This is a genomic window from Salarchaeum sp. III, from assembly GCF_036418315.1.
Lineage (GTDB): Archaea > Halobacteriota > Halobacteria > Halobacteriales > Halobacteriaceae > Salarchaeum.
The window spans coordinates 97,894-124,310 of record NZ_JAZHPG010000022.1; the positions used below are offsets into that span (position 1 = coordinate 97,894).

29 protein-coding genes and 1 tRNA gene are annotated in these 26,417 nt (G+C 67.7%); 18 read left to right on the plus strand and 12 right to left on the minus strand.

Annotation, left to right across the window (positions count from 1 at the left end; all coding sequences use genetic code 11):
* Positions 1-22 precede the first annotated feature (22 nt).
* Positions 23-679 (plus strand): imidazole glycerol phosphate synthase subunit HisH, encoded by a 657-nt coding sequence (hisH, locus tag U3A55_RS05780; RefSeq protein WP_330990524.1) that lies wholly within the window; start codon positions 23-25, stop codon positions 677-679.
* Here the strand turns inward: hisH and U3A55_RS05785 are convergent, their stop codons facing one another.
* Positions 680-1,834 carry an MFS transporter gene (locus tag U3A55_RS05785; RefSeq protein ID WP_330990526.1) on the minus strand — a complete coding sequence of 385 codons (1,155 nt, stop codon included), beginning with the start codon at positions 1,832-1,834 and terminating at the stop codon, positions 680-682.
* 234 nt (positions 1,835-2,068) lie between these two features.
* On the minus strand, positions 2,069-2,407 hold the full coding sequence (locus U3A55_RS05790; RefSeq protein WP_330990527.1) for a hypothetical protein: 339 nt from the start codon (positions 2,405-2,407) through the stop codon (positions 2,069-2,071).
* Between the two features lie 220 nt (positions 2,408-2,627).
* Here U3A55_RS05790 and U3A55_RS05795 point away from each other — a divergent pair, with 220 nt between their 5' ends.
* Genes U3A55_RS05795 through U3A55_RS05820 form a run of 6 tightly spaced genes read left to right on the plus strand, consistent with a single transcriptional unit; the run spans position 2,628 to position 8,252 of the window.
* Positions 2,628-2,753, plus strand: coding sequence for a hypothetical protein (locus U3A55_RS05795; protein ID WP_330990528.1), 126 nt, complete (start codon positions 2,628-2,630; stop codon positions 2,751-2,753).
* On the plus strand, positions 2,746-3,795 hold the full coding sequence (locus U3A55_RS05800; RefSeq protein ID WP_330990529.1) for an isocitrate lyase/PEP mutase family protein: 1,050 nt from the start codon (positions 2,746-2,748) through the stop codon (positions 3,793-3,795). Before U3A55_RS05795 ends, U3A55_RS05800 begins: the two co-directional genes overlap by 8 nt.
* A complete protein-coding gene (gene aceB / locus U3A55_RS05805; protein ID WP_330990530.1) occupies positions 3,788-5,098 on the plus strand; it encodes a malate synthase AceB in 1,311 nt (436 codons plus the stop codon). The genes U3A55_RS05800 and aceB overlap by 8 nt, the downstream gene beginning before the upstream one ends.
* A gap of 42 nt (positions 5,099-5,140) precedes the next feature.
* Positions 5,141-6,253, plus strand: coding sequence for a tRNA (guanine(26)-N(2))-dimethyltransferase (locus U3A55_RS05810; protein ID WP_330990531.1), 1,113 nt, complete (start codon positions 5,141-5,143; stop codon positions 6,251-6,253).
* Positions 6,254-6,284: 31 nt separating this feature from the next.
* A complete protein-coding gene (locus tag U3A55_RS05815) occupies positions 6,285-7,448 on the plus strand; it encodes a YihY/virulence factor BrkB family protein (protein WP_330990532.1) in 1,164 nt (387 codons plus the stop codon).
* Positions 7,449-8,252 carry a phosphatase PAP2 family protein gene (locus U3A55_RS05820; RefSeq protein WP_330990533.1) on the plus strand — a complete coding sequence of 268 codons (804 nt, stop codon included), beginning with the start codon at positions 7,449-7,451 and terminating at the stop codon, positions 8,250-8,252.
* Here the strand turns inward: U3A55_RS05820 and glnA are convergent.
* Positions 8,249-9,622: a type I glutamate--ammonia ligase gene (glnA, locus tag U3A55_RS05825; protein WP_330990534.1), complete on the minus strand. Its 1,374-nt coding sequence runs from the start codon at positions 9,620-9,622 to the stop codon at positions 8,249-8,251. The genes U3A55_RS05820 and glnA overlap by 4 nt on opposite strands.
* Positions 9,623-9,748: 126 nt before the next feature.
* On the opposite strand from glnA, the gene lrp reads away from it, so the two are divergent.
* Positions 9,749-10,210: an HTH-type transcriptional regulator Lrp gene (lrp, locus tag U3A55_RS05830; RefSeq protein ID WP_330990535.1), complete on the plus strand. Its 462-nt coding sequence runs from the start codon at positions 9,749-9,751 to the stop codon at positions 10,208-10,210.
* A 120-nt stretch (positions 10,211-10,330) separates the two neighbouring features.
* On the opposite strand, the gene thsB is transcribed toward lrp, so the two are convergent.
* Positions 10,331-11,998 carry a thermosome subunit beta gene (thsB, locus tag U3A55_RS05835; protein ID WP_442978275.1) on the minus strand — a complete coding sequence of 556 codons (1,668 nt, stop codon included), beginning with the start codon at positions 11,996-11,998 and terminating at the stop codon, positions 10,331-10,333.
* A 168-nt stretch (positions 11,999-12,166) separates the two neighbouring features.
* On the opposite strand from thsB, the gene U3A55_RS05840 reads away from it, so the two are divergent.
* From U3A55_RS05840 to U3A55_RS05855, 4 genes are all read left to right on the plus strand, one after another.
* Positions 12,167-12,406, plus strand: coding sequence for a hypothetical protein (locus tag U3A55_RS05840; protein ID WP_330990536.1), 240 nt, complete (start codon positions 12,167-12,169; stop codon positions 12,404-12,406).
* Positions 12,407-12,443: 37 nt separating this feature from the next.
* A complete protein-coding gene (locus U3A55_RS05845; protein ID WP_330990537.1) occupies positions 12,444-12,692 on the plus strand; it encodes a hypothetical protein in 249 nt (82 codons plus the stop codon).
* 53 nt (positions 12,693-12,745) lie between these two features.
* On the plus strand, positions 12,746-13,618 hold the full coding sequence (locus tag U3A55_RS05850) for a hypothetical protein (RefSeq protein WP_330990538.1): 873 nt from the start codon (positions 12,746-12,748) through the stop codon (positions 13,616-13,618).
* Between the two features lie 135 nt (positions 13,619-13,753).
* Positions 13,754-13,942: a hypothetical protein gene (locus U3A55_RS05855; protein ID WP_330990539.1), complete on the plus strand. Its 189-nt coding sequence runs from the start codon at positions 13,754-13,756 to the stop codon at positions 13,940-13,942.
* Positions 13,943-14,406: 464 nt separating this feature from the next.
* Here U3A55_RS05855 and U3A55_RS05860 read toward each other — a convergent pair.
* The 3 genes from U3A55_RS05860 to U3A55_RS05870 form a co-directional block, all read right to left on the minus strand.
* Positions 14,407-14,488 (minus strand) — tRNA-Ser (locus U3A55_RS05860).
* Positions 14,489-14,517: 29 nt separating this feature from the next.
* Complete coding sequence (locus U3A55_RS05865; protein ID WP_330990540.1) at positions 14,518-14,703, minus strand: hypothetical protein; 186 nt, start codon at positions 14,701-14,703, stop codon at positions 14,518-14,520.
* Positions 14,704-15,084: a Rid family detoxifying hydrolase gene (locus U3A55_RS05870; RefSeq protein ID WP_330990541.1), complete on the minus strand. Its 381-nt coding sequence runs from the start codon at positions 15,082-15,084 to the stop codon at positions 14,704-14,706.
* 80 nt (positions 15,085-15,164) lie between these two features.
* Here U3A55_RS05870 and U3A55_RS05875 point away from each other — a divergent pair, with 80 nt between their 5' ends.
* Entirely contained in the window at positions 15,165-16,037 is an 873-nt protein-coding gene (locus U3A55_RS05875; RefSeq protein ID WP_330990542.1) for a hypothetical protein, read from the plus strand.
* Positions 16,038-16,060: 23 nt separating this feature from the next.
* Here the strand turns inward: U3A55_RS05875 and U3A55_RS05880 are convergent, their stop codons facing one another.
* Positions 16,061-16,225, minus strand: a complete 165-nt coding sequence (locus U3A55_RS05880; RefSeq protein WP_330990543.1) for a hypothetical protein — start codon at positions 16,223-16,225, stop codon at positions 16,061-16,063.
* Between the two features lie 36 nt (positions 16,226-16,261).
* Complete coding sequence (gene ilvA / locus U3A55_RS05885; RefSeq protein WP_330990544.1) at positions 16,262-17,473, minus strand: threonine ammonia-lyase; 1,212 nt, start codon at positions 17,471-17,473, stop codon at positions 16,262-16,264.
* A gap of 260 nt (positions 17,474-17,733) precedes the next feature.
* On the opposite strand from ilvA, the gene U3A55_RS05890 reads away from it, so the two are divergent.
* Positions 17,734-19,101 (plus strand): MATE family efflux transporter, encoded by a 1,368-nt coding sequence (locus U3A55_RS05890; protein ID WP_442978279.1) that lies wholly within the window; start codon positions 17,734-17,736, stop codon positions 19,099-19,101.
* Positions 19,102-19,143: 42 nt separating this feature from the next.
* On the opposite strand, the gene citZ is transcribed toward U3A55_RS05890, so the two are convergent.
* Positions 19,144-20,295 carry a citrate synthase gene (gene citZ / locus U3A55_RS05895; protein WP_330990546.1) on the minus strand — a complete coding sequence of 384 codons (1,152 nt, stop codon included), beginning with the start codon at positions 20,293-20,295 and terminating at the stop codon, positions 19,144-19,146.
* Positions 20,296-20,382: 87 nt separating this feature from the next.
* On the opposite strand from citZ, the gene U3A55_RS05900 reads away from it, so the two are divergent.
* The 3 genes from U3A55_RS05900 to U3A55_RS05910 all read left to right on the plus strand — a co-directional run bounded on the left by U3A55_RS05900 (position 20,383) and on the right by U3A55_RS05910 (position 23,659).
* Entirely contained in the window at positions 20,383-21,573 is a 1,191-nt protein-coding gene (locus U3A55_RS05900) for a potassium channel family protein (protein WP_330990547.1), read from the plus strand.
* Positions 21,574-21,638: 65 nt separating this feature from the next.
* Entirely contained in the window at positions 21,639-22,595 is a 957-nt protein-coding gene (locus U3A55_RS05905; protein WP_330990548.1) for a succinylglutamate desuccinylase/aspartoacylase family protein, read from the plus strand.
* Positions 22,592-23,659: a pyridoxal-phosphate dependent enzyme gene (locus tag U3A55_RS05910; protein ID WP_330990549.1), complete on the plus strand. Its 1,068-nt coding sequence runs from the start codon at positions 22,592-22,594 to the stop codon at positions 23,657-23,659. Before U3A55_RS05905 ends, U3A55_RS05910 begins: the two co-directional genes overlap by 4 nt.
* Here U3A55_RS05910 and U3A55_RS05915 read toward each other — a convergent pair whose 3' ends face one another.
* Both U3A55_RS05915 and U3A55_RS05920 read right to left on the minus strand, forming a co-directional pair.
* A complete protein-coding gene (locus tag U3A55_RS05915) occupies positions 23,660-23,881 on the minus strand; it encodes a DUF7511 domain-containing protein (protein ID WP_330990550.1) in 222 nt (73 codons plus the stop codon).
* Between the two features lie 229 nt (positions 23,882-24,110).
* On the minus strand, positions 24,111-25,367 hold the full coding sequence (locus U3A55_RS05920) for a tRNA(Ile)(2)-agmatinylcytidine synthase (protein WP_330990551.1): 1,257 nt from the start codon (positions 25,365-25,367) through the stop codon (positions 24,111-24,113).
* 90 nt (positions 25,368-25,457) lie between these two features.
* On the opposite strand from U3A55_RS05920, the gene U3A55_RS05925 reads away from it, so the two are divergent.
* Positions 25,458-26,417 (plus strand): transcriptional regulator, encoded by a 960-nt coding sequence (locus tag U3A55_RS05925; RefSeq protein ID WP_330990552.1) that lies wholly within the window; start codon positions 25,458-25,460, stop codon positions 26,415-26,417.

Below are 26,417 nucleotides of genomic sequence, written 5' to 3' on the forward strand. Positions count from 1 at the left end.
CGCGGTCGGCGTACCCACGAGCATGAGCACTACGGACGCCCAGCGGCAGGCGGCGGCGTCAGTCGTCGTCGTGGACTACGGCCTGGGGAACCTGCGGAGCGTGACGCGCGGCCTCGAACGCGCGGGCGCGGCCGTCACCATCACCGAGGACACCGAGGAGATTCTGGATGCCGACGGCGTCGTCCTCCCCGGCGTCGGCGCGTTCAGCGAGGGGATGGAGAACGCCGGACCGTTCCGCGACACCCTGCTCGACGTGGCGGAATCGGGGACGCCACTGTTCGGCATCTGCCTCGGAATGCAGATGCTGCTGGAGGGCAGCGAGGAGGCGACGCGGGACGGTGAGGGCGACGTGGACGGACTCGGGCTGATTCCGGGGCGGAACGTCCGGTTCAGCGGGGAGCAGAAAATTCCGCACATGGGATGGAACGAACTCGACGTGGCGCGCGACCACCCGCTCGTCGAGGGCATCGACGGGGAGTACGCGTACTTCGTGCACTCCTACTACGCGGAACCCGAGAGCGACGTGAACGTCGTCGCCACGACAGACTACGAGACCGAGTTCGCGTCCGTCGTCGCGAACGAGAACGGGAACGTGTTCGGCACGCAGTTCCACCCGGAAAAGTCGGGGGAGACCGGGCTGACGATTCTGCGGAACTTCGTCGACATCTGCGCGGAGTAGTCAGGCCACGGCGGGGTGGCGGCTGTCGGCGACGGCGTGGACGGCGATGCCGACGAGTGCGAGAAGGACGGAGGCGGCGGCGAGGTAGGCGAACATGGACTGGACGCCGACGGCGTCGACGAGCCAACCGGCGACGATGTGGCCGAGCGCGCCGCCCGCGCCGACGCCGACGCTCGTGAGGAGGGTTTGGGCGGTGGAGTGGAGGCCGTCGGGCGCGCAGTCGTGCGCGAGGTTGACGAGCGCGAAGAAGAGGAGGGCGAGTCCGATGCCGAGACCGACGTTCGCGAGGAGGACGGAGCCGAGCGTGGGGAAGAGCGTGAGGCCGGCGTAGCCGGCAGCGAACCCGAGGCCGCCGACGGAGACGAGGCTGCCGTAGGAGAGCGCGGTGCGGCCGACGGCGAGGAAGACGACGGTTTCGGCGACGGTTTTCGCCGCCCACGCGGCGCCGGTGTAGCCGTCACCGAGGCCGACGGCGCGCATGTAGACGGAGAAGAAGGCGTCGCCGGACCGGGAGACGAATCCGAGGAGGAACGCGGCGACGAGCACGACCTGGAACTGGCGGCGCGCGAGCAGGCCGAGCGCCTGGGTTCCGAGGCTGCCCTCCAGGAGGGATTCCTCGTCGTCGGGAATGGTGAGCGCGAGCGCGACGAACACGACCATGCCGGCGATGTAGAGGTAGACGACGAGCAGGGTGGTCGTGTACGCGAGCAGGAAGCCGATGACGAGGACGGCGATGCCGAAGGAGGTGGAGCCGAAGCTTCGGGCGTAGCCGTAGTCGAAGCCCTCGCGGAGGACGAGCGCGTTCGACAGCGGAACGATCGGGGCGCGGCCAACGGCGAACAGCGCGGTGCCGGCGGTAATGAGGAGGAAGGCGTCGCCAGAGAGGCTCGCACCGAGGGGGTAGCTGAGGAGTGCGAGCGCGGAGACGGTGGCGGCGACGACGAGCACGCGGGCGGGCGAGCGCGTGTAGTCGGCGACGACTCCCCAGAGCGGCTGGACGACGACGCCCGCGATAATCATCACCATCCCGACGATACCCATCTCGACGCCCGACATCCCCATCTCCTCTAAGAGGACGTTCCGGAACGCGGCGAACCCGCTGAACGCCGCGAAGAACACGAAGTAGAGCGCGGGGTAGCGATAGCGACTGTCCACCCATCGGGTCAGAACCGGCAGGCACCTGAACGTGATGATTCGCGCGAACTGTGAGAAAAACAATCATGGAGCACGCGGAAGACACCGCCGTAGAGGTACGGAGGCGGACGCGGTCGCGGTGGTAGGTTCGGGGATGACGCGGCGGCCGGCAGGCCGCCGTCTGCGTGCGCCGACGGCAAGGGTTGGGAATCTGCAAGGGGTTTTGCCGGCGCGGAGCGCCGGCAAAAGGGCTTGCTAGAGGAAGTCTCGGACGTCCGAGTAGTACATGTCGTGGTGGTCGAGTTCGTTGATGGCGTGGGCGATGTCGGCGGCGAGGGCGTGCCAGCAGCGTTGGTCGTCGTCGGTGTCGATGTTGTAGGTGGAGTCCTGGCAGTGGCAGCCGCCGTTTTCGACGATGTATTCGTCGTGGTGGCCGACGACGACGGTGAAGTCGTTGTATTCTTTGACGCGGCGTTCGCTGACGGCTTCGATGGCGCGTTGGCCGCGGTCGCCGTGGGTTTGGAGGATTCGTTGGACGATGCTGGGCGTGAGGTCTCCTTCGTCTCGGAGGTCGGCGCGCCAGTCGTCCGTCACGGGCGGGTTTGGTGGGGGCGTGGTTTAGCCGGTTCGATTGTGTGTGCGATGCTCCACCACACCTAGTCCTTAATGATTATTAATACGCATCCAGCCATATTACATTATCAATCATTAACTTTATCGTGGTGTTCCACACTCAAACGGACGCAATGGGAGTACACCACGACGCGCCCGACGCTCGCACCGCCTACCGACCATCACGAGACACCGCCATACAATGCCAGAATACACCGACATAGAGAACACCGGCGCGCCGGTTGTCCCGGACCTGACGAACACCACCGACCCCCGCGAGGACTACGACGAAACCGTCCTCAGCCACCGTATCCAGACCAATGAGTGACTACAAGGACTACACGCACCGCGATATCGACAACCCGGCCGCCCGCGAGTTCCGCGAGAAGCTGGAGACCCAGGACTACGTGTTCGCACCCGGACTGTACCACGCCCTCGACGCCCGGCTCGCCGAGCGCGCCGGCCTCGACGCCGCCTACATGAGCGGCTACTCCACCGTCCTCGGCCAGTTCGGCTTCCCCGACCTGGAGATGGTCACGATGACCGAGATGGTGGAGAACGCGAAGCGCATCGTCGACGCCACCGACCTCCCCGTCGTCGCGGACGCCGACACGGGCTACGGCGGCGTGCACAACGTCCGGCGCGCGGTCCGCGAGTACGAGAAGGCCGGCGTCGCCGCTATCCACATCGAGGACCAGACCACGCCGAAGCGATGCGGCCACATCGCCGGTAAGCAAGTCGTCTCACAGGAGGACGCCCGGGCGCGCATCGAAGCCGCGGTGGACGCGAAGCAGTCCGAGGACACGGTCATCATCGCCCGCATCGACTCCTACGGCTCCGCGAACGGCGACTGGGAGGACCACCTCGAACGCGGCCGCCTCTTCGCGGACGCCGGCGCGGACATCGTCTGGCCCGAAATGCCGGACCCGAGCCGGGAGGACGCCGTCAACTACGCGGAAACCATCCACGAGACCCATCCCGACCTCGACCTCGCGTTCAACTACTCGTCCTCGTTCGCGTGGAGCGAGCAGGACGACCCGCTGACGTTCCAGGAGCTCGGCGACCTCGGCTACACGTACCAGTTCATCACGCTGTACGCCCTCCACTCCGGCGCACACGCAGTGTACGAGGACATGAAGAACATCGCGGAGAACGACGAGGAAGCGCAGTTCGACCTCGAAGACCGCTACCTCGGACACGAGACCGAGAGCCACCACGAGATGTCGCTCGTGCCGCGCTACCAGGAGATAGAAGCGCAGTTCGACCCGGACGCGAAGCGGCGGATGGAGGAGTCCGCGGGGTTCACCGAGGACGAGTCCGACCCCATCACGTCCGACGGAGACGCGCCGGAGCCGACCCAGGATGACTGACCCGACCGACCGCCACTACGACCGCGAGTTCGTGCGGTCGTTCTTCACGAGTCCGACGGCGGTGGACGGCGAGGACGACTCCGCGAAGATGCTGCGGCGCGCCTCCCAGCTCCGCGGCCTCGAAGCGCCCGACGTGTGGGTGCCGGACAACGAGGACGCGACCGCGCCCTCGATGCGCGACGAGGGCGCGCGGAACATCGCTGAGGTCGTCTCGGAGCACGGCGCGGACTTCCCCGGCGAAATCCATCCCCGGGTCGTCTGGCACCGCGACAGCCCCGAAACCCGGTATCGAGGCTTCCAGCATATGCTCGAGATCGCCGACCCCGCGAACGGCGCGGTCGAGCACATCGACGGGTTCGTCATCCCCGAGGTCGGCGACCTCGACGACTGGAAGAAGGCCGACGAGTTCATCACCATCGTGGAGACCGAGCACGGCCTCGAACCCGGCAGCCTCTCGATGTCCGTCATCATCGAGTCCGGGGAGGCCGAGCTCGCGATGGGCGACCTCCGCGCCGAACTCGGGAACCCGAGCAACAACCTCGAACGCATGTTCCTGCTCGTGGACGGCGAAGTCGACTACACGAAGGACATGCGGGCGATGACACCCACGGGCGAACTCCCCGAGTGGCCCGAGTTGCGGCACAACACCTCCCGCGGCGCGAGCGCCGCCGGCCTCGTCGCCGTTGACGGCCCGTACGACGACATCCGGGACGTCGCGGGCTACCGCGAGCGGATGGAGGCGAACCGCGCGAAGGGCATGACCGGCATCTGGTCGCTCACGCCCGGACAGGTCGTGGAGGCGAACACGGCCCCGCTCCCGCCCGAGTCCGGCCAGTGGCTGCTCGACGACGGCACCGGCGAGGTCGAACTCCGCGAGGCGGACGGCCGCTGGGCGTACGACGGCGACGCCATCTGGATCGAAGAGACCGAGGACGGCTATCGGTTCCAGGCCGGCACCGACACCCGCGACCTCGACGAGGACGAACTGCGCGAGGAACTCCTCGGGCGGGCGTCCTACGTGCCGAGCATGGACGACATCGTGGACTCGATGGAGCAGTTCGAGGCCGCGAAGGAAGCGGGCACCGGCGCCATCGCGATGACGCGCGAGGCCACCATCGAAGTCGACGGTCTCACCGTGGAGATTTCGAACGACCGGATGTGGGACGAAGCCACCTATCAGGCGGCGAAGACGCCCATCACGCTGTTCCAGGACGTGTACGAGCACCGTCCTGACCAGCACGACGAGCTCGCGGAACGGTACAGCGAGGACGTCGTGGAGCGCGCGGCCGCGGTCGGCGAGTAACCGATTCGCGGGGCTTTTTTCGACGGGTCGCGGAGTCAGCGTATGCTCGTAGAGGAGGGTGCGGTCACGGTGGAGGTCGAGTCCGAGTCCGGCGGCGGCGAGGGCGCGGCGGAGGGCGTGTTCTTCAACCCCGGACAGGAACTCAACCGCGACATCACCGTCGCCGCGCTCCGCGCGTACGGCGAGCGCACGCCCGAGGCCGACAGCTACCTGGACGCGACCGCAGCGAGCGGCATCCGGGGCGTGCGTGCGGCGAACGAGGGCTGGGACGCCACGCTCTGCGACACCGACCCGGACGCGGTCGAACTCGCCCGCCGGAACCTCGAACGGAACGACCTCCAAGGGACAGTCGTTCACCAGGACGCGAACGCCGTCCTCCACGACAAAGACGCGTACTTCGACGTGGTGGACGTGGACCCCTTTGGCACGCCGATTCCGTTCGCGGACGCCGCGCTCGCGAACGCCCGCGACCTCGTCTGCGTCACCGCCACCGACACCGCGCCGCTCTGCGGCGCGCACTTCGAGTCCGGCGTCCGCAAGTACTCGACTGTCCCGCGGAACACCGAGTACCACGCGGAGATGGGGCTGCGAGTCCTGCTCGGCGCGTTCGCGCGCACCGCCGCGCGCTACGACGTGGGCGTCACGCCGATTCTGAGTCACGTGAGCGACCACTACGTCCGCACCTACCTCGACCTCTCCCACCGCGCGACCGACGCCAACGCCGCCGTCGACGACCTCGGGTACATCCACCACTGCGAGGCCTGCCTCCACCGGTGGACCGAGAAGACCCTGCTCCCCGAGTCGCCGGACGCCTGCCCCAACTGCGGGGAGGGCGTGCAGACCGCCGGCCCGGTCTGGCTCGGCGCCGCGCACGACGCCGAGTTCGTCGAGGACGTGGTTCGGGAGCTCACGGGCGAGATGGGGAGCGCGGAGCGCGCGGAACGCCTCCTCGAACGCGTCGCGGGCGAACTCCACGAACCCACGCACTACGACCAGCACAAGCTCTACAAGCGCTGGAACGAGCCCGCAGTCGGGATGAACGAGTTCCTCGACGCGGTCCGCGACGGCGGGTACGAGGCATCGCGCGCCCACTACGGCGGCACGACGTTCAAGACGACGGCGTCCGTCGCGGAGTTGCGCGACCTCGCCCCGTAGGGCTTTTTCAGGCGGGGAGTGAAGGCAGCGTGTGTCACGAAGCGCCGTCTCGGTCGTCCGCGAGGTCGTCGCCGAGGCCCAGGACAGCCAGATAACGTTCCTCGCGGCCGCCGTCGCCTACTACGCGTTCGTCTCCCTCATCCCCCTCCTCCTGCTGACGCTCGCCGCCGCGTCCTACCTCGGCGTCGAATCCGTCGGCGAACAGATAGTCGAACTGGTCGGCGCCCTCCTCACCACGGAGGGGAGCGCCGCCGTCCAGAACGCCCTGCGGGGCGCGAGCGGTCGCGGCACCGCCACCGTCGTCTCCCTCGTCGTGCTCGCGTGGTCCGGCCTCAAGCTCTTCCGCGGGCTGGACGTGGCGTTCGCGCACGTCTACGGCGTGTTCGGCGCTCGGTCCCTCGCCCACCAACTGAAGGACGGCGTGCTCGTCCTCGGCGCTATCGCCGCGGGCGTCGTCGCCGCCGTCGTCGCCGCCATCGTCGCCGGGTTCGTCGCGACCGGTCCGTTCGTCGGCGTCGTCGCGTTCTGCCTGCTCGTCGTCACGCTCTGTCTCGTCTTCTTCCCGGTCTTCTACATCTTCCCGGACGCCGACATCACCCCGCGGGAAGCCGTGCCCGGGACGCTGCTCGCCGCCGCGGGCTGGACCGCGCTCACCGGCGTCTTCGAGGCGTACGCGCCCCTGGCGGGGAAGTATCAGGCGTACGGCATCCTCGGCGCCGCCTTGCTCCTCGTGACGGTGCTGTACGTTGGCGGTACGATTATCATGGTTGGGGCGGTACTAAACGCCGTGCTCGCGGGACGAACCGACGAAACCGACGTACGCGACGAGGTCGACGAACCGGATTCCGCGCCAGACATCACCGAGATGGAGCGGGAAGTTCGCGCGCTGCGCGCCGAACTCGACGCCAAGACGGTGTCGAAGGACGACCTCGAATCGGACCTCAAGACGTACGTCCACAAGCGGATGAGGCGCAACCACGCCCGCGGCTGGGGGCCCTATCTCGTCCTCCTCTACGGGACGCTGATGACGCTCGGGGCGTTCTACTTCCTCTCCGGCGGCTGGGCCATCCTCGCGATGGTCGTGGTCTGGCTGTCGACGCTCGGCCTCTACGCCCTGATGTTGCTGTTCGGCGTCGGGCTCAACGTCGCCGGCGTCCCCGGACGAGTCACGGACTGGGTGAAGAACCGCCGATAGATGCACGGACACGGCGTCTCCGACGCGCTCGCCGGGAGCGTTCCCGACGCGCTCGTCCCGCTGCTGCGCGTGCTCACCGCGCTCGGCGACCCCGGGGTGTTCCTCGTCGCCGCGCCGCTCCTCTACTGGCTGGGTCCGCGCTACGACGTCATTCCGGCCGAGCGGGCCGCCCGCGTGCTCGGCATCGTCGTCGGCGGCCTCGCGCTGGTCGTCGCGCTGAAGAGCCTGTTCGCCCTCCATCGCCCGCCGGCCACGGTCTCCCTCGTTCACGCGGACGGCTACGGCTTCCCGAGCGGCCACACCACCGGCGCAACCGTCTTCTACGGCACGCTCGCCGCGCTCCTCGAGATCGGTCGCCGGCGAACGCGGTACGTCGCGGCCGCCGCCGTCGTCGCCGTCGTCGCGTTCACCCGGCTCGCGCTCGGCGTGCACTACCTCCCGGACGTCATTGCGGGCGTCGTCGCCGGCAGTCTCTACGTCGCGTTCGCCCTCGCAGTCTCCCGAAACAGGGTCGCAAACGCGTTCGCCGTCGCGCTCGGCGTCGGCACCGCCGCGCTCGTGCTCGCGTGGACGGCCGAGGGCGCGACCGTGTTCGGCGCGACCGTCGGCGGCATCGTCGGCTGGCAGTTCGCCCGCGACCACACCGACGCCGTGGCCGACGCGGCGCCGTGGACCGTGCTCGCGCTCGCGCCGCTGCTCGCCGTCGGAGGCCTTCCGCTCGCGATAGAACCGTCCGTGCCGGTCGCGGCGGCGGCAGGAATAGTGTTAGGGTTCGGCGTGGTGTGGGTGCCGACGCGCCTCTAGAACTTCTCGAGGTAGCGGTCTTTCTCCCAGTCGGACACCTGAATCCGGTAGCCGGTGTGTTCCTCGCGCTTCGCCTCGACGAACTTCTCGAAGACGTGTTCGCCGAGCGCGTCCTGCACGACCTCGTCCTCTTCGAGGGCGTCGACGGCCTCGCCGAGGTTCGACGGGAGCGTCTCGATGCCGTACTCGTCGCGCTTCGCCTCGTCGAACTCGTAGATGTTCTCGCGGACCGGGTCGGGCGCGTCGAGGTCCTTCTCGATGCCGTCAAGGCCGGCGTGGATGAGCGCGGCGAACGCGAGGTAGGGGTTACAGGACGGGTCGGGGAAGCGCGCCTCGATGCGGGAGGCGGCCGGAACGCGGGCCGCGGGCTTCCGGATGAGCGCGCTGCGGTTCCGGTCGGACCACGCGACGTACACGGGCGCTTCGTACCCGGGGACGAGGCGCTTGTAGGAGTTCACGGTCGGGTTCGACACCGCCGTGATGGCGGGTGCGTGTTCGAGGACGCCCGCGAGGTAGGAGTGCGCGGTGTCGGAGAGGTCGAACTCGTCGGACTCGTCGTGGAACGCGTTCTCGCCGTCCTCAGTGAACAGCGACATGTGCGTGTGCATGCCGGAGCCGTTGATTTCCGCGATGGGCTTCGGCATGAACGTCGCGTGCAGGTCGTGTTCGGCGGCGATGGCGCGAACGACGGAGCGGAACGTCGCGACGTTGTCCGCGGTCGCGAGCGCGTCGTCGTACTCGAAGTTGATCTCGTGCTGGGACTCGGCGACCTCGTGGTGGGAGGCTTCGATTTCGAAGCCCATGGATTCGAGGCCGCGGATGATGTCGCGGCGCACGTCGGCCGCGAGGTCTTTCGGCGCGAGGTCGAAGTAGCCGCCCACGTCGGAGAGTTCGGTGGTCGCGCGGCCGTCTTCGTCCTCTTCGAAGAGGAAGAACTCGGGTTCGGGCGCGAAGTTCACCTCGTACCCCATCTCCTCCGCGCGGTCGATGGCGTTCTTCAGGACGCGACGCGGGTCGCCCTCGAACGGCTCGCCCGTGGACGTGTCGATGACGTCACAGATGAGGCGGGCGGACGCGCCGTCCTCGAGGTCGCGCCACGGGAGCACGGCGAACGTCTCGGGGTCGGGCTTGAGGCGCATGTCGGATTCCTGAATGCGGACGAAGCCCTCGATGCTGGAGCCGTCGAAGTAGATACCGTCAGTGAAGGCTTTCTCCGCCTGGTCGGCAGGGACGGAGACGTTCTTCACCGTTCCGAGGATGTCCGTGAACTGGAGTCGGAGGAAGTCGACGTTCTTCTCCTCGATCTCGTCAAGGACGTCCTGTTCCGTCTCGCTCAGACCGCCGTCCGGAGAAAGGTTCCCTTTTGTCATTGGTTTCGACAGTAAGTGAAGAAAGGAGCCACCATATTAGCGGTACCGGTTGGCGCAATCTCCACCACCCGAGCTTGAACTGGACATTCGTTAAATTCTAAACCCCCGATGGCGTAGTGGGGTACGATGACGTACGAAAACCTCGACGCAAAACTCATCAACGCACTCCTCGGCGACGGTCGGGCCAGCCTCCGCAGCCTCGCCGACGACCTCGACGTCTCCGTCACCACCGTTTCGAACCACCTCAAAGACCTCGAAGACGCCGGAGTCATTAACGGCTACACACCCATCGTCGACTACGACGAACTCGGCTACGACGTCACCGCCGTCCTCCAGCTCAAGGTCGAGGGGAACAGTCTCCCCGACATCACCGACCGGATGCGCGCCCACAAGCAGATGGTGTCGGTGTACGAGGTCACGGGCGACTACGACATCTTCGCCGTCGGGAAGTTCCGCGACACCGACGACATGAACAACCTCATCAAGACGCTGCTCGGCGACGCCGACATCAAGGAATCCAGCACGAGCGTCGTCCTCAACGCCGCCGCCGAGCACGAACAGTTCGAACTCGACATCAACGAAGAATAGGTCGTTCTCGCGGGATTGCTCTTCGGTTCTGAAAAAGCGTGCGTAGGGCCGAGTGCAGTCGTCGAACGGTGCGAACGCGGAGCGGCGGTTAGTGGGCTAGTGTGAAGCTCTCCGAGAGTTTCACATCATGCCGCCCATGCCGCCGCCCATGCCGCCCATGCCGCCGCCGGGCGCACCACCTTCGTCGTCGCCCTTGTCGGTGGAGAGGTCGCCGGCGGAGATGATGTCGTCAATTTTGAGCACGAGGTTCGCGGCCTCGGTGGCGCTACTGAGCGCCTGTTCCTTAGCGTGTGCGGGTTCGACGACACCGGCCTCGTAGGTATCGTCGAGGTCGCCCGTGAGAACGTTCAGGCCGGTGTTCTGCTCGCCGGTCTCGTGGGCCGCGCGGAGGTCGACGAGGATGTCGATGGGGTCAAGGCCCGCGTTCTCGGCGAGGACGCGCGGGATGAGTTCGAGCGCGTTCGCGAAGGACTCGACGGCGAGCTGTTCGCGGCCGCTGACGGAGTCCGCGTAGGAGCGGAGGCGGTCCGCGAGTTCGACTTCGATTGCGCCGCCGCCGGGGAGGACGCGACCGTCCGTAATGGTCTGGGCGGCCACGTCGAGGGCGTCCGTGACGCCGCGTTCGAGTTCGTCGACGACGTGGTCCGTGCTACCGCGGAGGAGGAGCGTGACGCCGTGCGCCTCCTCGGCGAGACCTTCGACGTAGAAGAGGTCGCCCTCCTCGTCACGTCGGACGCTGCCGCGGCCGAGGTCGTCGGCGGTGAGGCTGTCGAGGTCCTGGACGACACTGCCGCCGAGGACGTTCTTGAGGAAGCCGATGTCGGACTTCTTCACGCGGCGGACGGCGAGCACGCCCTCCTTCGCGAGGTAGTGCTGGGCCATGTCGTCGATGCCCTTCTGGCAGAAGACGACGTCGACGCCGGTTTCGACGATCTTGTCGACCTTGTCCTGGAGCTGTTTTTCCTCCTGGTCAAGGAAGCTCTGGAGCTGGTCGGGGCTGTCGATGCTCACACTCGTGTCCGCGTTCGTCTCCTCGACCTCGATGGCTTCGTTGAGGAGGAGCGTGTTCGCGTCGTCGAGGTCGACGGGCATCGAGTCGAGGACGGGGTCCTTGTCGATGGCGGCGCCCTTGAGGAGTTCGGACTCGCCGACGGAGCGGCCCGTCTGGGTCTCGATGTTGATGTTCGCGACGTCGACGACGGTGGAGCCGTCCTGGGCGTCGACGGACACCTGATTGAGCGCCTCGTAGAGGAGTCCGCTGAGGAGTTCCTTGTCGATTTCGGCGCTCTTGCCCGTCATGGACGTCTCGGCGACGGAGCGGATGAGGGCTTCGTCCCCGGGGTCGACGGAGACCGCGATGTTGTCGACTTCCTCGCGGGCCTTCTCAGCGGCCTGATTGTAGCCCTTGATGATGGCCGTCGGGTGGATGTCCTGTTCGAGGAGGTCCTCGGCTTCCTTGAGGAGTTCGCCCGCGATGGCGACCGCGGTCGTGGTGCCGTCGCCGGCCTCGTCCTCCTGGGTCTCGGCGACTTCCACGATCATCTCCGCGGTGGGGTTGTCGATGTCCATCTCCTCGAGGATGGTGACGCCGTCGTTCGTGATGGTTACGTCACCCATCGAGTCGACAAGCATCTTGTCCATCCCTTTCGGACCGAGGGTGGAGCGCACGGCGTCCGCGACGGCGCGTGCCGCAGAGATGTTGTGTTCCTGCGCGTCCTTGTCCTTGACTCGCTGGGCGTCGTCTCCCATGATAATCATGGGCTGGCCCTGCATTCGCTGTTGCGACATAGCTACTCGAATGATTGTTTGTCCTTCTATATAAAACCTTGGTGCCTGTTGGGGGAGAACGGCGGCGAGACGCTCCGAAACCCCAGAATTCGTGTTGTATGTTCACACAGTACACTCCGGTGGCTGTCGCCCGCCACGCATTTCACGGTGCTCTGAGAACCCCCGGGTATGGCGACGCTCACACCGGAGGACGAAGGCAAGTTCCTCGTGGACATCGAGGGCGAACAGCTCGGCATCGTCACCGCCGTCGAGGACAACACCGCCTGGGTCGACCCCGAACCCGGCCTCGGCGAATCCGTGCTCGCCGCGTTCGGCTGGACCGAGAAGGGCGAGGACGACTACACCGTGAGCGGCGACGCCGTCGACACCGTCACCGACGAGGAAGTCCGCGTCCACGCCGACCTCTAGAACAAGAATTAAGCCACATACTCGACCAGTCCGCCGTATGACGACCGAATCACGGTGGGTGCGGGGCGCGGAACTCGCGGGGCGAACCCTTGCGGGCGCGCTCGCGTGGCTGCTCGTGCTCGCCGGCACACTCTGTGTCGGCTACACACTCCTTCGAGCGTTCGGCCCCGCGCCGTGGAGTACGGTCGGGTTCGCGCTCGCGCTCACCGTCTCCCTCCTCGCCGTCGCGGCCGGCCTCTACGGTCACCCCGGCATCCGCGAACGCGTCCGCGCGCGACGCGACTAACCGCAACCCCCGCGTCCCCTGGTTTTACCTTCCGCGTCCCGCAACCCCAGTCCATGTCCGCCCTCCTCATCGGCGTCGGCGTCGTCCTGCTCCTCATCGCCGCCTTCGCCGGCGTGTACGGCCGCCGCCAGCACCGCCGAAGCGCGCTCGTCGCGGGAACCGAAACCACCGACGTACGGAACCTCCGCGACGAGGGCCGCGTCGAACTGAAAGGCACGATTCGAAGCGAACACCCGTTCGACTCCCCGATTCGTGGCGAGCGCGCGGTGCTCTCCGCGTGGGAGGTCGAGGAGTGGGACGAACGCGGAAGCTCGGACATGTGGGAGACGCGCGCCGAGGGCGTGTACGCGACCGCGTTCGACCTCGACGACGGCACCGGCAGCGTCACCGTCGACATCGGCACGCACGTGGACGACACGTCCACCGGAACCGGCATCGACGACATTCAGGTGAGCGCCATCGACGTGGACCGCTTTCTCTCCACCGGCGTCACCGTCGACGGCGTCACCGCCGCCATCGACGGCTTCTCCGCCGAAACCACCGTCCCGCCGGACGCGGAACCCCCCGAGCGCATCACGGAGTTCGTGCGCGGCGAAGGGAGCGTCGGCGAACAGACCGACTCCATCACGAACGTCATCGACCTCGGGAACGCCCACGGCGAACGCCGCTACTACGAAGGCACGCTCTCCCCCGGCGACGACGTCTACGTCCTCGGGCACGCCCGCGCCAGCGAGACCGCAACCCACCCGCTCAAACCCGAGGACATAGTCATCGAACCCGTCGAGGGCGAGACGTTCATCGTCTCCGACAAACCCGAAAGCGAACTCGTCGAGACGTTCGGTCGCTACACGTACGCGTACGCCATCGCCGCCGTCCTCGCCATCGCCGGCATCGCCGCCATCGCGTACGGCGCAGGCGTGGTGTAGAATCGCTCGTCGCGGAGTTCTCCGACAGTCACGTGCGGGACGTCAATTTCGCCGGGAGCCATCAGACAGATTCGGGACGAGAACTATTCCACAGTATACGACAGTCTTATAATATTATATATCACTTTTTCAAATATGAAGGGTGCTGCACTACAACGGTTCGCGATACTCATAGTGCTATTTGGATGGCTATTCGAAATATATCGGTTACTCCAGCTTGAGATCGGCAGTGGTACTGCTTCTTTCGAGATACTTTATCTGGGTTTACTCATCGGAATTATCGGCCTAGTAATTGAACTCGCGGAATCCATGAATAGAGAGTAAGTGTTCGTTACACGTGGCGTGCCAGTAGACACCGCTTGGCCACCAAGCGAGCGTTTAGAATACCCACTAGGAGTTCACGACCGCACGCAGACCAACACGCTGACCGCTTCGCGGTGTGAGTTATAGAGAAGCGCCGGGACTGGAAGCTTGAACTGGGCGAGACGCCCGCACTTCGCCGCCGAAACGTAGCGCGTTTCGGCTGCCAGCGAGCGCTTCGCTCTCGCCTCGTTCGGCTGCGACTCGCTGGCTCAAATCCCAACCGGGCTACCGCATCCTCGACCGGGGACGCCCAGCCGAGACTGGGCGTCTCGGTCTCAGTAGAAAACGCCGGGACTGGGAGTTTGAACAGCGTCAGACTCCCTACGGTCGCCTGACTGGCTCAAATCCCAGTCGAACGTTCTCCCACTCACTGGTGACTGAGCGACCGCTACGCGTCGCTCAGGGGTGTCGTTCGTGGAGAGAAGCGCCGGGACTGGGATTTGAACCCAGAACCCCGTAAGGGGACACGCTTTCCAGGCGTGCGCTTTGCCATTCGGCCATCCCGGCCTACACGATTTCGTAGCCGAGTCGTGGGTTTAAACCCTTCTCATTCGGGCGGCGACGGCGGGAACAGTGACGGTGGTGACGGCGAAGACGGCGATGGCGACACCGAGCAGGACGGGGAGGCCCAGACCGTCGCCGGTGGCGAGGCGGTAGCCCTGCGCGAGAACGAGAAAGGTGAGCGCGCCGACGACCCCCCAGACGGCGGCGTCACGGTTCATCTAGTCGCGGGTGGCGATGGCTTCGATTTCGACGCCGACGCCCTTCGGGAGCGCGCCCGCCTGCACGGCGCTCCGCGCGGGCGGATTGTCCTGGAAGTACTCCGCGTACGCCTCGTTCATCTCGTCGAAGTCGTCGATGTCAGCGAGGAACACCGTCGTCTTCAGCACGTCCTGCGTGGTGATCCCCTCCTCCTCGAGGATTGCTTTCACGTTCTCGAGGCTCTGCCGGGTCTGGGTGGCGATGGGTTCGTCGTCGAGGAGGTCGCCATCGGGCGTCATCGGAATCTGACCGGCGGTGAACACGAGGTCGCCGTTCGTCGTCGCCTGACTGTACGCGCCGACGGCTTCCGGGGCGTCACCGGTGGAGATAGTTCGCTTCATACCTGAACGGACACCGCGGGACGACTTAAGTTCCCGCGACTAGCCGTCGGCTTGACGGCGCAGGAACCCGAACAGGCCGTATGGACACGCGGAGTGCGGGCGGCGTGCTCGCGGGACTGATTGGACTGGCCGGCATCGCGCTGTCTCGCGAGCGTGCGCGCGGGATTCCGTTCAGTCCGGTCAACGGCGGTGCGCGAATCGGCGCGGACTTTCCGGAGCGCGCGGGGCTTGCGAACGACGACGCGTCCGCGCCGCGCGGCGAGATGGACGACTTCGACGCGTTCGCGCGCCCGGACTTCGACACCACCCGCGTCGCACCCGGAATCCGCTCGTTCTACGAGGAGACACGCGACTTCGAGATGACGTATCGCGCTACCTGGCATCGTCCGTTCCGCACCGGCGCGCGCCTCGCCGCCCCGCTGACGACCCTGTTCCAGCAGTTGAACCTCCCCGCGCCCGGCGACCACGAGGCGAAACGGCTGGAGAGCCACTTCGTCCCGCTCGACCCCGAAGTCGACCCGCGGCCGGGCGCGCGTGCCTGGGTTCGCACCGACCCCGAGACGGGCGACGCCGTGTTCGTCGCGCTCTACGCTCACCACGACGCGGACCACGGGCCCGCTGGCTCACGAACCCCGGAGCGGTTCGTGAACATTGCCGCACCCCTGCCGGGCGGGAACCTCTCGACGGTACTCCACCTCGAATCGTTCGCGACGGACAGCGCGCGAGGAGACGGGCTGCGGTTGACGACGCGCGCGCCCGGCGACCCCGGGCTCTACCTCGTGCGGGACGGCACGGGGTTCTGGCTGCCGATGGAGCAGACGTTTACGGTGTGGCCCGCGGACGCCACGGACGCACCGGACGCGCCCGCCGGGGGAGCGGGCGTCGTGGCGACTCACGAGATGTGGCTACTCGGCGGGAAGTTCCTCACCGTGACGTACGGAATCGAGCGATAGCGAAGTAGGCGAACGGCCCCGCCTTACGCCGCGTAGCCGTCGCGGAACGCGCCGGCGGTGCGAACAACGGCCCACGAGACGGCGGCAAGGAGGGCGACGCCGGCGAGCGCGAGCAGTGATGCGGGACCGAACAGGAGAAGCGGGCCCAGGAGGACGGCGGCCGCACTCCCGTACCCGGAACGTGACATACGAACGAATAGTTCGGAGTCGGTGATAGGCGTTTCCTATACGAGGACTTCGACGTCGTAGCCGCGCTCGCGGAGGCGGTCAAGGAGGTCCTCGACGTGGTCTTCGCCCCGGGTTTCGAGGTCGAGTTCGACTTCGGCGGCGTTCATCGCGATGTCGCGGTTGGTGCGGTCGTGCTGGATGGCGTAGATGTTCGCGCGGGCGTCGCTGAGCACCTCGATGAGGTCGTCCAAGGCGCCGGGGCGGTCTTTGAGGACGGTGCGAATCTTGATGTAGCGACCGCTCGCGACCAATCCGCGGGTGATGACTGTGGTGAGGAGGTTGAGGTCGATGTTCCCGCCGCAGAGCGCGGGGACGATGACCTCGTCCTTCTCGTACACGAACTTGCCTTCGAGGAGCGCGGCGAGCGGAACCGCGCCAGCGCCCTCGACGAGCGTCTTCCCGCGTTCGAGGAGCATCGTGAGCGCGCTCGCGATTTCGTCGTCAGTGACAGTGACCACGTCGTCGACGCGCTCCCTGATGACGGGGAACGTCTGCTCGCCGACCCGGCGGACGGCGATACCGTCGGCGATGGTGTCGACGGAGTCGATGGCCTCCGGACTTCCCTTGCGGAGGGACTGCGCGACGGTCGAAGCGCCCTCGGCCTGCACGCCGACGACGCGCGTGTCGGGGCTACGGGCCTTGATGGCGGTGGAGATACCGGAGATGAGGCCGCCTCCACCGATCGGGACGACGACTGTCTCGACCTCGGGGAGGTGGTCGAGGATTTCGAGGCCGATGGTTCCCTGACCCGCCATCACGCGCTCGTCGTCGAACGCGTGGACGTACGTCCGGCCCTCCTGGCTCTCGAGTTCGTGCGCGCGCTCCTGGGCGGCGTCGTAGTCCACGCCGTGCAGGACGACCTCCGCGCCGTAACTCCGCGTCGCCTTGATTTTCGAGATGGGCGCGGTCTCGGGCATCACGACCTTCGCGTCGACGCCGGACCGGGACGCGGCGAGCGCGACGCCCTGCGCGTGGTTGCCCGCGCTGGCGGTGACGACGCCCGCGTCCGCCTCCTCGTCGGAGAGCGTGCGGATGCGGTTCGCCGCGCCCCGAATCTTGAACGACCCCGTGCGCTGGAAGCACTCCAGTTTCAGGTGGACCTCGGCACCCGTGAGGTCCGAGAACGTGTGCGAGTAGTCGAGCGGCGTGTGGCGGGCGACGTCGCTCACGCGGTCCTCGGCTTCGAGGACGTCCGCGAGTTCGAGCATACCGGGGAGAGAGCAGGGGATACAGTAAGAATAGCGATATAGGGGAGAGGGAGCGTGTGACTCCACTCACGTCTACGCGTAGTCGAATCATAAACCCGCGGGAAGCGGAGTGAAAGTGGAACGGATGACGGTTCCGTGGGAAACCGGAACGCGCCCTCGACAGCCACACGAGCGCGTTTTCGGCCGGTTCCTCGGGCGCGTTCAATTTCACCGGGGTCGGTCTTCCGGTTCCGGTACGGTGAACACGCTCGGCCCTGTCGCTGGACGTAGTGCGCTCTCACCGCGCGGTCTGGAAGCGCGTCCTCTCGCTCGCGTGGCCGGTGATGACCGAGCAGACGCTCCGCACGCTGATGCGGACGGTGGACATCGTCGTCACCGCGACGTTCAGTCCCGTCGCCGTCGCCGCCATCGGTCTCGCCGACCTCTACGCGCGCTTCCCGCTCCGCGTCGGATTGGGTCTCGGCGGCGGCGCAATCGCGCTCTCCAGTCAGGACACGGGCGCCGGCGCGGACGCGAACCGCGACGAAGCCATCAGCCAGGCCATCCTCATCGGCGGCCTCACGGGCCTCCCGTTCGTCGCGTTCGGCGTCCTGCTCGGCGCGCCCGCCATCGGCGCGCTCAACGCCCCCAGCGAGGTCGCCCGGTTGGGGGGCGCGTACCTCGCCATCGTCCTCGCCACCGCGCCCGCCCGCCACGTCGCGCTCATCGCCGCACGCGCCCTCCAGGGCACCGGCGACACCCGCACGCCGATGTACGTCAACGTCGTCGCGAACACGCTCAACATCACCGGGTCGGTCGTGCTCGGCCTCGGCCTGTTCGGCGCACCGCGGCTCGAAATCGTCGGCGTCGGCCTCGCCACCGCCGCCGCGAACGTCCTCACCGCCGCCAGCCTCATCGGCATGCTCGCAAGCCCGTGGACGACCGCCGGCCTCGTCCGCCCGCGGGGCTGGATAATCACGAAACAACTCCTCGTCGTCAGCGCGCCGAAGGTCGCGGAAGGGTTCGCGTCCGCGCTCGCCGAGTTCCCGTTCAACGCCATCCTCCTCGGGTTCGGCACGCCCGTGAACGCCGGCTTCCAGATCGGCCGCCGGATGTACCAACAGGTCACCGGCCCGCTCTCCAGGGGGTACAACGTCGCCGCGAACGTCGTCGTCGGCCAGTCGCTCGGGGACGGCCGCCCCGACGACGCGCGCTTTCAAGGGTGGAGCGTCACCGCGCTCGGCACCCTCACCGTCGGCGCTATCGGTCTCGCGCTCTCCGCGCTCGCGGACGCCTTCGTCCGGCTGTTCGCGACCGACCCAGAGACCGTCCACTACGCAGTCCGGTTCGCCCAAGTGTACGGACTGACAGCGGGCTTCCTCGTCGCGTTCAGCGTGCTCTCCGGCGCCCTCCAGGGCGCGAGCGAAACCCGCGTCCCGTTCGTCGCGCGCACCACCGGCATGGTCGGCGGATTCCTCGGCGTCACCTACGTCTTCGGCGTCCTCCTCAACTACGGCCCGCTCGCCGCGTACGCCGGCGTCGCCGTCGCCTACGTCTGGATGGCCGCCGTCGCCGCCTGGGGCTTTCGCGACGGCGACTGGGCCGCCCGCGCCGCCGACATGATGGACGAACGCGCCACTACCGACTGAACACCACGCTAACGAACGAAACGACCCGAAAAGAAACGCCGTCTACCGTTCGTCAATCGGCGTCCACTCGTTGTTCTCGTCGCCGATGTAGCGGCCGCGCGGCCGGATGAGGCGGTTGTCCTCCTGGTATTCGAGGACGTGGCCGACCCAGCCACCCACGCGAGACATGGCGAAAATGGGCGTGTAGAGGTCGAGGGGGATGCCGAGCTGGTAGTAGACGGTGCCCGAGTAGAAGTCGACGTTCGGGGCGAGGCCCTTCTCGTCGAAGTTCTTCTCGTCGACGAGGTACTGTTCGATGTCGTGGGCGATGTCGTACCACTTCTTCTCGCCGCTCGCGTTCCCGAGGTCCTTCGATTTGCGTTCGAGGATGACGGCGCGCGGGTCCTTGACGTTGTAGACGCGGTGCCCCCAGCCGGGGACGCGGAGGCCGTCGGCGATAGCGTCGTCCACCCACTTGAGGGGGTCCTTGCCGGACTCCTCGACTTCGACGAGGAGTTCCATGACGTCCTGGTTCGCGCCGCCGTGGAGGCTGCCGGAGAGCGCGCCGATGCCGCCGGTGACGGAGGAGTACATATCGGCGAGCGTCGAGGCGATGACCATGCTCGTGAACGTGGACGCGTTCAGACCGTGGTCGGCGTGGAGCGTGAGCGCCATGTCGAACGTCTCGGCGGCCACATCGTCGGGTTCCTCGCCGGTGAACATGTAGAGGAAGTTCGCGGCGTGCCCGAGGTCCTCGCGGGGTTCAACCACGTCTTCGCCGCGACGGAGGCGGTCGTAGGCGGCGAGGATAGTCGGAATCTTCGCGGTGATGCGGCGGCCCTTCCGGAGGCTGGCGTCGAGGTCTTCGGGGTCCGCGTCGTCCTCGGGTTCGTACGCGGAAAGCTGGCTGACGGCGGTGCGCAGCGCGTTCATCGGGTCCTCGTCCGCGTCCACGAGGTCGCGGAGGAGGTCGACGACGCCGTCGTCGACCTCGCGCTCGGCCGCCATCTCGGACGCGAACTCGTCGAGTTCCTCGCGAGTGGGGAGTTCGCCGTGCCAGAGGAGGTAGAGGACTTCCTCATAGCTCGCGTTCTCGGCGAGGTCCTCGATGGTGTATCCACGGTAGACGAGTTTGCCCTCGTCACCGTCGATGTAACTTAGCGAGGACTCGGCGACGAGCACGCCTTCAAGCCCCTTGTGAAGTTCGTCTGCCATAGCCAGGGGTTCTTCGCGGTCTTTCAAAAGGATTGTCTATTAGGAAGCGCGCGAGGGTTTTTATTCGCGGGCGCTGAACCCGGACGCATGAGTGGCCGCGTCGAGTACGAGCCCGCGAGCGTGAAGGACCTCCTCGCGGAGATGAAGGACACCGCGGAGCTCCTCATCGACCTCTCGTACTCCGCCGTCCTCCACGGGAGCGACGACATCGCGCAGGAAGTGCTCACGCTGGAGGAGCGCATGGACGTGCTGCAGATGCGGGCGCGGATGAGCGTGATGATGGCGGCGCGCAATCCCGAGGAAGTGGAGTCGCTCGCGCCCGTGCTCGGCATCACGGGCGCGGCGGAGAAGGTGAGCGACGCCGCGGGCGACATCGCGAAAATCGTCCTAGAGGACATCGGACTGCCGGAGGCGATTCGGGCGGCGCTCCCGGAGGCCGTGGAGACGCTGGTGCGCGCGGAACTCGACGAGGAGTCGACGTACGCGGGCCGGACGTTCGCGGACGTGAACCTCGAAACCGAGACGGGCGTGCGCGTCATCGCGGTGCGGCGGGGCGGCGACTGGCTCCTCAATCCGGACCGGGAGACGGCGTTCGAGGCGGGCGACGTGCTCCTCCTGCGGGGGCCGGAGGAGACCATCGGGGACGTGGTGGAGACCGCGACCGGTGGGACGTACCACCCGCCGGACCCCGTAGAACCGGATATCGGGGACCTCGAACGGGCGGTGGACTCGCTCGTGTTGATGAAGAACATGAGCGAACTCGCCGTGGACCTCGCGTACGGGAGCGTGCTCTTCGACTCCGAGGAGATAGCGGAGGAAGTAGTCGAACTCGAGGCCGAGGTGGACGCGCTGAAATCGCGCTTCGAAGCGTGGACGCTCCGCGCGGCCGCGGACGTACCCGACCCCGTTCGACTGCGCGGCCTGATGCACCTCGCGACCGCCACCGAAGTCATCAGCGACGCCGCGGTCGAAATCAGCGAGGGCGTCCTCCGCGGGCTGGACACGCACGTCGTCGTGCAGGAAGCCGTCGAGGAGTCCGACGAGGTCATCGTCCGGCAGACCGTCGAATCGGGAAGCGCCCTCGACGGCACGACGCTCGGCGAGCGCGCGGTGAAGACGGAGACCGGGATGCGCATTATCGCCGTGCGGCGGCCCGATACTGACGACGAGTGGGTCGTGCAGCCCGGCCCGGACACGGAAATCCGCGCGGGCGACGTGCTGCTCGCGAAGGGCACCCGCGCGGGTGCCGAACGCCTCGACGCGCTCGCGTCCGCGTGACCGCGCTCTCCGGGGGTTCTCCGGGACCGAACCAATCAATACCTTCCAGCGGCGGATTGTAGGTAATGACTACGCTGGGCTCCGCGAGCGCCGAGCCGGGGGAGGCCGGGTTCGGCCGCCTCGACGTCGGCGAGACGCGGGACGGAACCACCATCGGACTCCCCGTCGCCGTCATCAACGGCGCCGACGAGGGAGAGACGCTGTACGTGCAGGCGGCGAGCGACGGCGACGAACTCAACGGCGTCGGCGTCGTGAACCGCGTCGTCCCCCAGCTCGACCCCGACGAACTCGCGGGCACGGTGCTCGTGGTCGGTATCACGAACTGGCACGCGTTCCAGGTGGCGGAGCACCGCAACCCCATCGACGACACGAAGATGAACCGCGCGTACCCCGGTGACGCGAACGGCTCCTCCTCGGAGCGCATCGCGCACGCGACGTTCGAGGCCGCCCAACGCGCCGACCTCGTCCTCGACCTCCATCAGGGGTCGACGAGCCGGATGCTGAACGAGGTCCGGGTGCGCTGCGGGCGCCGCCACCGACTGCACGACGAGTGCCTCGAACTCGCGAAGGTGTTCGACTGCGGGCACGTGCTCGACCAGAAGGGCCCGGACGGCCAGCTCGCGCGCGCCGCGCCCGACGAGGGCGTTCCGACCATCGACCCCGAGCTCGGCGGCGCGGTGGGCTGGGACGAGGAGTCCATCGAGTACGGCGTTCGGGGCGTCTGGAACGTCCTCGAACACTACGGCTTCCTCGACGGCGACGCCGAGCCGGAGACGCAGACGCGCGCGAAGCGCTTCGACCGGTACGGTGCACCGTCGGGCGGTATCGTGAACTTCGAGGCCGACCTCGGCGACGAGGTGTCCGCGGGCGACGTGCTGTTCCGCGTGACGGACGTGTTCGGGTCGCTGAAGGCTGAAGTCGCCGCGCGCAGCGACGGCGTCTTCTGGCGCTCCCGGCGGCTCCCGCAGGTCGCGACCGGCGAGTACGTCTGCTCGGTCGGCACGAGCGTCGACACCGTATGACCCTGGAGTGTCGGTCGTGCGGCAATACGTACGCGGAGAGCGCGGCCGAGCCGTGGCGCTGTGAGTGCGGGCACGCGCTCGACTTCGCGGACCGCGCGCTCCCCGAACCCCGCGACGTGGACGCCTCTCGGGGACTGTGGGCGTTCGAGTCATTCCTCCCCGCGGGCCCCGCGGTGACGCTCGGTGAGGGGTTCACGCCGCTGACCGACGCGCCCGCGTGGGACGCCCAGTTCAAGCTCGACTTCGTCTTCCCGTCCGGGAGTTACAAGGACCGCGGCGCGACCGTCCTGCTCTCGCGCGCGGCCGAACTCGGCGTGGAGCGCGTGGTCGAGGACTCCTCCGGGAACGCGGGCGCGGCCGTCGCGCAGTACGCCGCGCGCGCCGGTATCGACGCGGACATCTACGTGCCGGCGGACGCGAAACCCTCGAAACTCCGCGCCATCGAGGCCGCTGGCGCGACCCCAGTTAGAGTCGACGGGACGCGCGGGGACGTGACGGACGCGTGCGTCGAGGCGGTGGAGGCGGGCGACAGCTGGTACGCGAGCCACGCCTGGAACCCCGGGTTCTACGCGGGCACGGAGACGTTCGCGTACGAGCTCGCCGTCCAGCGCGAGATGGACGTGCCCGACGCGGTCGTCCTCCCGCTCGGCCACGGCACGCTCTTTCTCGGCGCGTACCGCGGGTTCCGACGACTCCACGACGCCGGCTGGACGGACTCGGTTCCGCGACTGTACGGCGTGCAGGCGGCGGGCGTCGCGCCCATCGCGAACCGCCTGCACGCGGACGGCGACGGCGAGAACGACGTGGCGGACGGCATCCAGATAGCCGACCCCGCTCGGGCCGACCAGATTCTCAACGCCATCGACGCCGCGGGCGGCGACGCCATCGCGCTGGACGCAGCCACCACCCGCGAGGAACTGGAGCGTCTACACGACCACGGCTTCTACTGCGCGCCGACGAGCGCCGTCGCGCCCGCCGGCCTCCGCGCGTACCGCGAGCGCGGCGAAATCACGGAGAGAGAGGACGTGGTGGTGCCGCTCACCGGGAGCGGGCTGAAAACGTAGCTAGCGGCAGTCGTCGAGCGAGACGAACGCGTCCTCCGTGGCGGTGAGCCACGTCGTCACGTCGTCCTCGGGGGCGTCAGCGGGGTACACGGTGCACTCGTCGCCCTCCGGGTACGACTCCACGCGACAGGCGAGCTCGAATCGCGGCCAGCGCTGGCTCGCGCGGGGTAGTTCGCCGCGCTCGGCGCACGTCGCAGCGTCGTGGGCGTCGGCGCCACTCATCGTGCGGCCACCTCCGCCGTGGGTGCGACAGTCGAATCGCGCATCGGCTGCCCGACGATTCACACCCCCAGTATTTACGTCCACCTATTCCGTTCCGAAATTAAAATCGGAAGTATACAAACCCCGTCCGAAGTCGGCCCGAAAGGATATATGTGAAAACGAACCGGAGTCGGGCTCCCCGTTCCTCAACATCGAATACCTGGACCAGAGGCACCTCCGGACCGCACCGTCAGCCCTCCGGATGCGTCGGCGCGTCGAATCCGCCGCGGACGAGCGGTTTGGCGACGTGCCGGCGCGCACACGGCGGAACCTCGTACCAGCCCGGCGCGAGGTCGCGGCGGAGCGGTCGCTCGGTCTTCCCGGGCGCGCTGGTGTCGCAGTCCCGACAGCGATACCCCTGGTCGCGGCCGGCGGACTCCATGCGATTTCCGCAGTCGGGACACGTCGGCGTGCCGCGCTCCACGGAGACGAGCGCGTCGACGCGGAGCTTTTCGAGTTTGAGCGTTCCATCACTGACCTCGCCACAGGCGAGCACGCGGTCGCCGGGGCGGAGCGCGCGCACCCGCTCGCGGAAGCGCTTCGTCGGCTCGAACGCCGCGCACGCGAGCGTTTCACCGTCAGCTTCGATGTCGACGAAGACGTGGCCGCCGCGCCGCGTCTCCGGGTCGGACGCGACCACTCCCCCGACGCGGTACGCGCCGCCGTCCGCGACCTCCGGGAGGGCGGCGTCTTGGAGGTGGGCGTCCGTCCCCTGGTTCGTGACGAACGTCCGCGCGGCGTGCACGGGTTCGGAGTCGATGCGCTCCGAAACGTCGCTGACGGCGGTCGGGCTGTCGCCGCGAATCCCGTGGAGGACGGGGCCGGGCGTGTGCGGGACGCAGACCGCCTCGCCCTCGCCCCGGTCGACGGTGTCCCAGACATCGGGATAGCCCGCGTCCGCGGCCGCGAAGACGGACTGATGGGAGAACTCGCGCGGGGTGCCCCAGCGCTCGGGCTCTCGATACGAGATGCGTTCGTACGTCCAGTCGGAAAAAGCGGTCCACGCGCCGACGGCGGCCAGTGCGCCGATGCGGCCGCGGCCGCCCCGCCAGCCCTCGTGGCGGTAGCCGAGGTCGTCGGCGAACGCGAGCGCGTCGTTCAAGTCGAGGAGGTCTCGGACGGCGGTCCACGCGAACTCGCTCGCGCCCGCGCCGTCGTCGGGCGCGACCACGACGCCGGGCTGGGTGTTCGGGTCGTCGACCGCAGCGGCCTCGCTCACCACGGCGCTAGCGGCGTCGAACGCCCTCCCGGGGTCGGCGTCCGTGTGAATCGCGAGCGCGGCGTTCCCCCGCGTTTTGTGCGGGGCGGCGGGATTCAGGCGGACGAGGAGGACGCGCTCGACGCCGTCACCCCCGGATTCGAGCCGTTCGGCGACCCGGTGGGCGGCGTACGTCGTGCACATCCCGCGCTCCCGGGAGTCCGTGTCGTCCAGGCCGACGATAGTCACACGCACAGTTCTCTCGCCGCGGATTAACAGCTTTCGGACGCTCTGCGGGCGGCACAACGCATATATGCGCCCAACGGCTTATTTTAGGCTATGTCACGGTCGGCACTCATCGAGAACGTCACCGCGATGCTCGCGGACGCCGGGTTTTCGGTGAGCGACCGCGCCACCATCCGACCGAAGAGCTTCGACGTCGCCGCCCGCCGCGGCGAGGACGTCGTGTTGCTCAAAATACTCGCGAACATCGACGCGTTCGACGCGCCGACGGGCGCGGAGATGCGGCGGCTCGGCCACTACCTGAACGCCACCCCGCTCGTCATCGGCCTGCGCAGTCGCGACGAGGAGCTGGAACACGGCGTGGTCTACTTCCGGCACGGCGTCCCCGCCATCAGCCCGGACACCGCGCTCGACTACTTCCTCGAGGGCGTCCCGCCGCTCATCTACGCCGCACCCGGCGGTCTCTACGTGAACATCGACGGCGACGTGCTCGCGGACGAACGCGAAGAACAGGGGTTGAGCCTCGGCCAGCTCGCCCAGGAGCTCGGCGTCTCCCGGCGCACCGTCTCGAAGTACGAGGACGGCATGAACGCCAGCATCGACGTGGCCGTTCAGCTCGAAGACCTGTTCGGCGACTCCCTCACGAGTCCGGTGAACGTCATGGAGGGCGCGGAGGACGTACGGGACGCCGAGCCCACGCCAGAGGACCCGGACGTGGACCCCGCCGACCAGCCCGTGCTCACCGTCCTCACCCGCGTCGGGTTCGACGTGCACCCGACCACGCGCGCGCCGTTCAAGGCCGTGAGCGAGGACGAACGCGAACCCAGCCTCCTCACCGGCAACTCAGACCTCACCGAAGCCGCCGTCAAACGGGCGCGCATCATGTCGAGCGTCGGCCACATCACCCACACCCGCTCGGTGTACTTCGTCGATAAGTCGAAGAAGACATCCATCGACGGCACCGCCATCATCGAGCGCAGCGAGGTCGAGGACATGGACGACCCCGAGGAGTTCCGCGACCTCCTCAAGGACCGCGGCGAACCGAGCGAAGCGTGA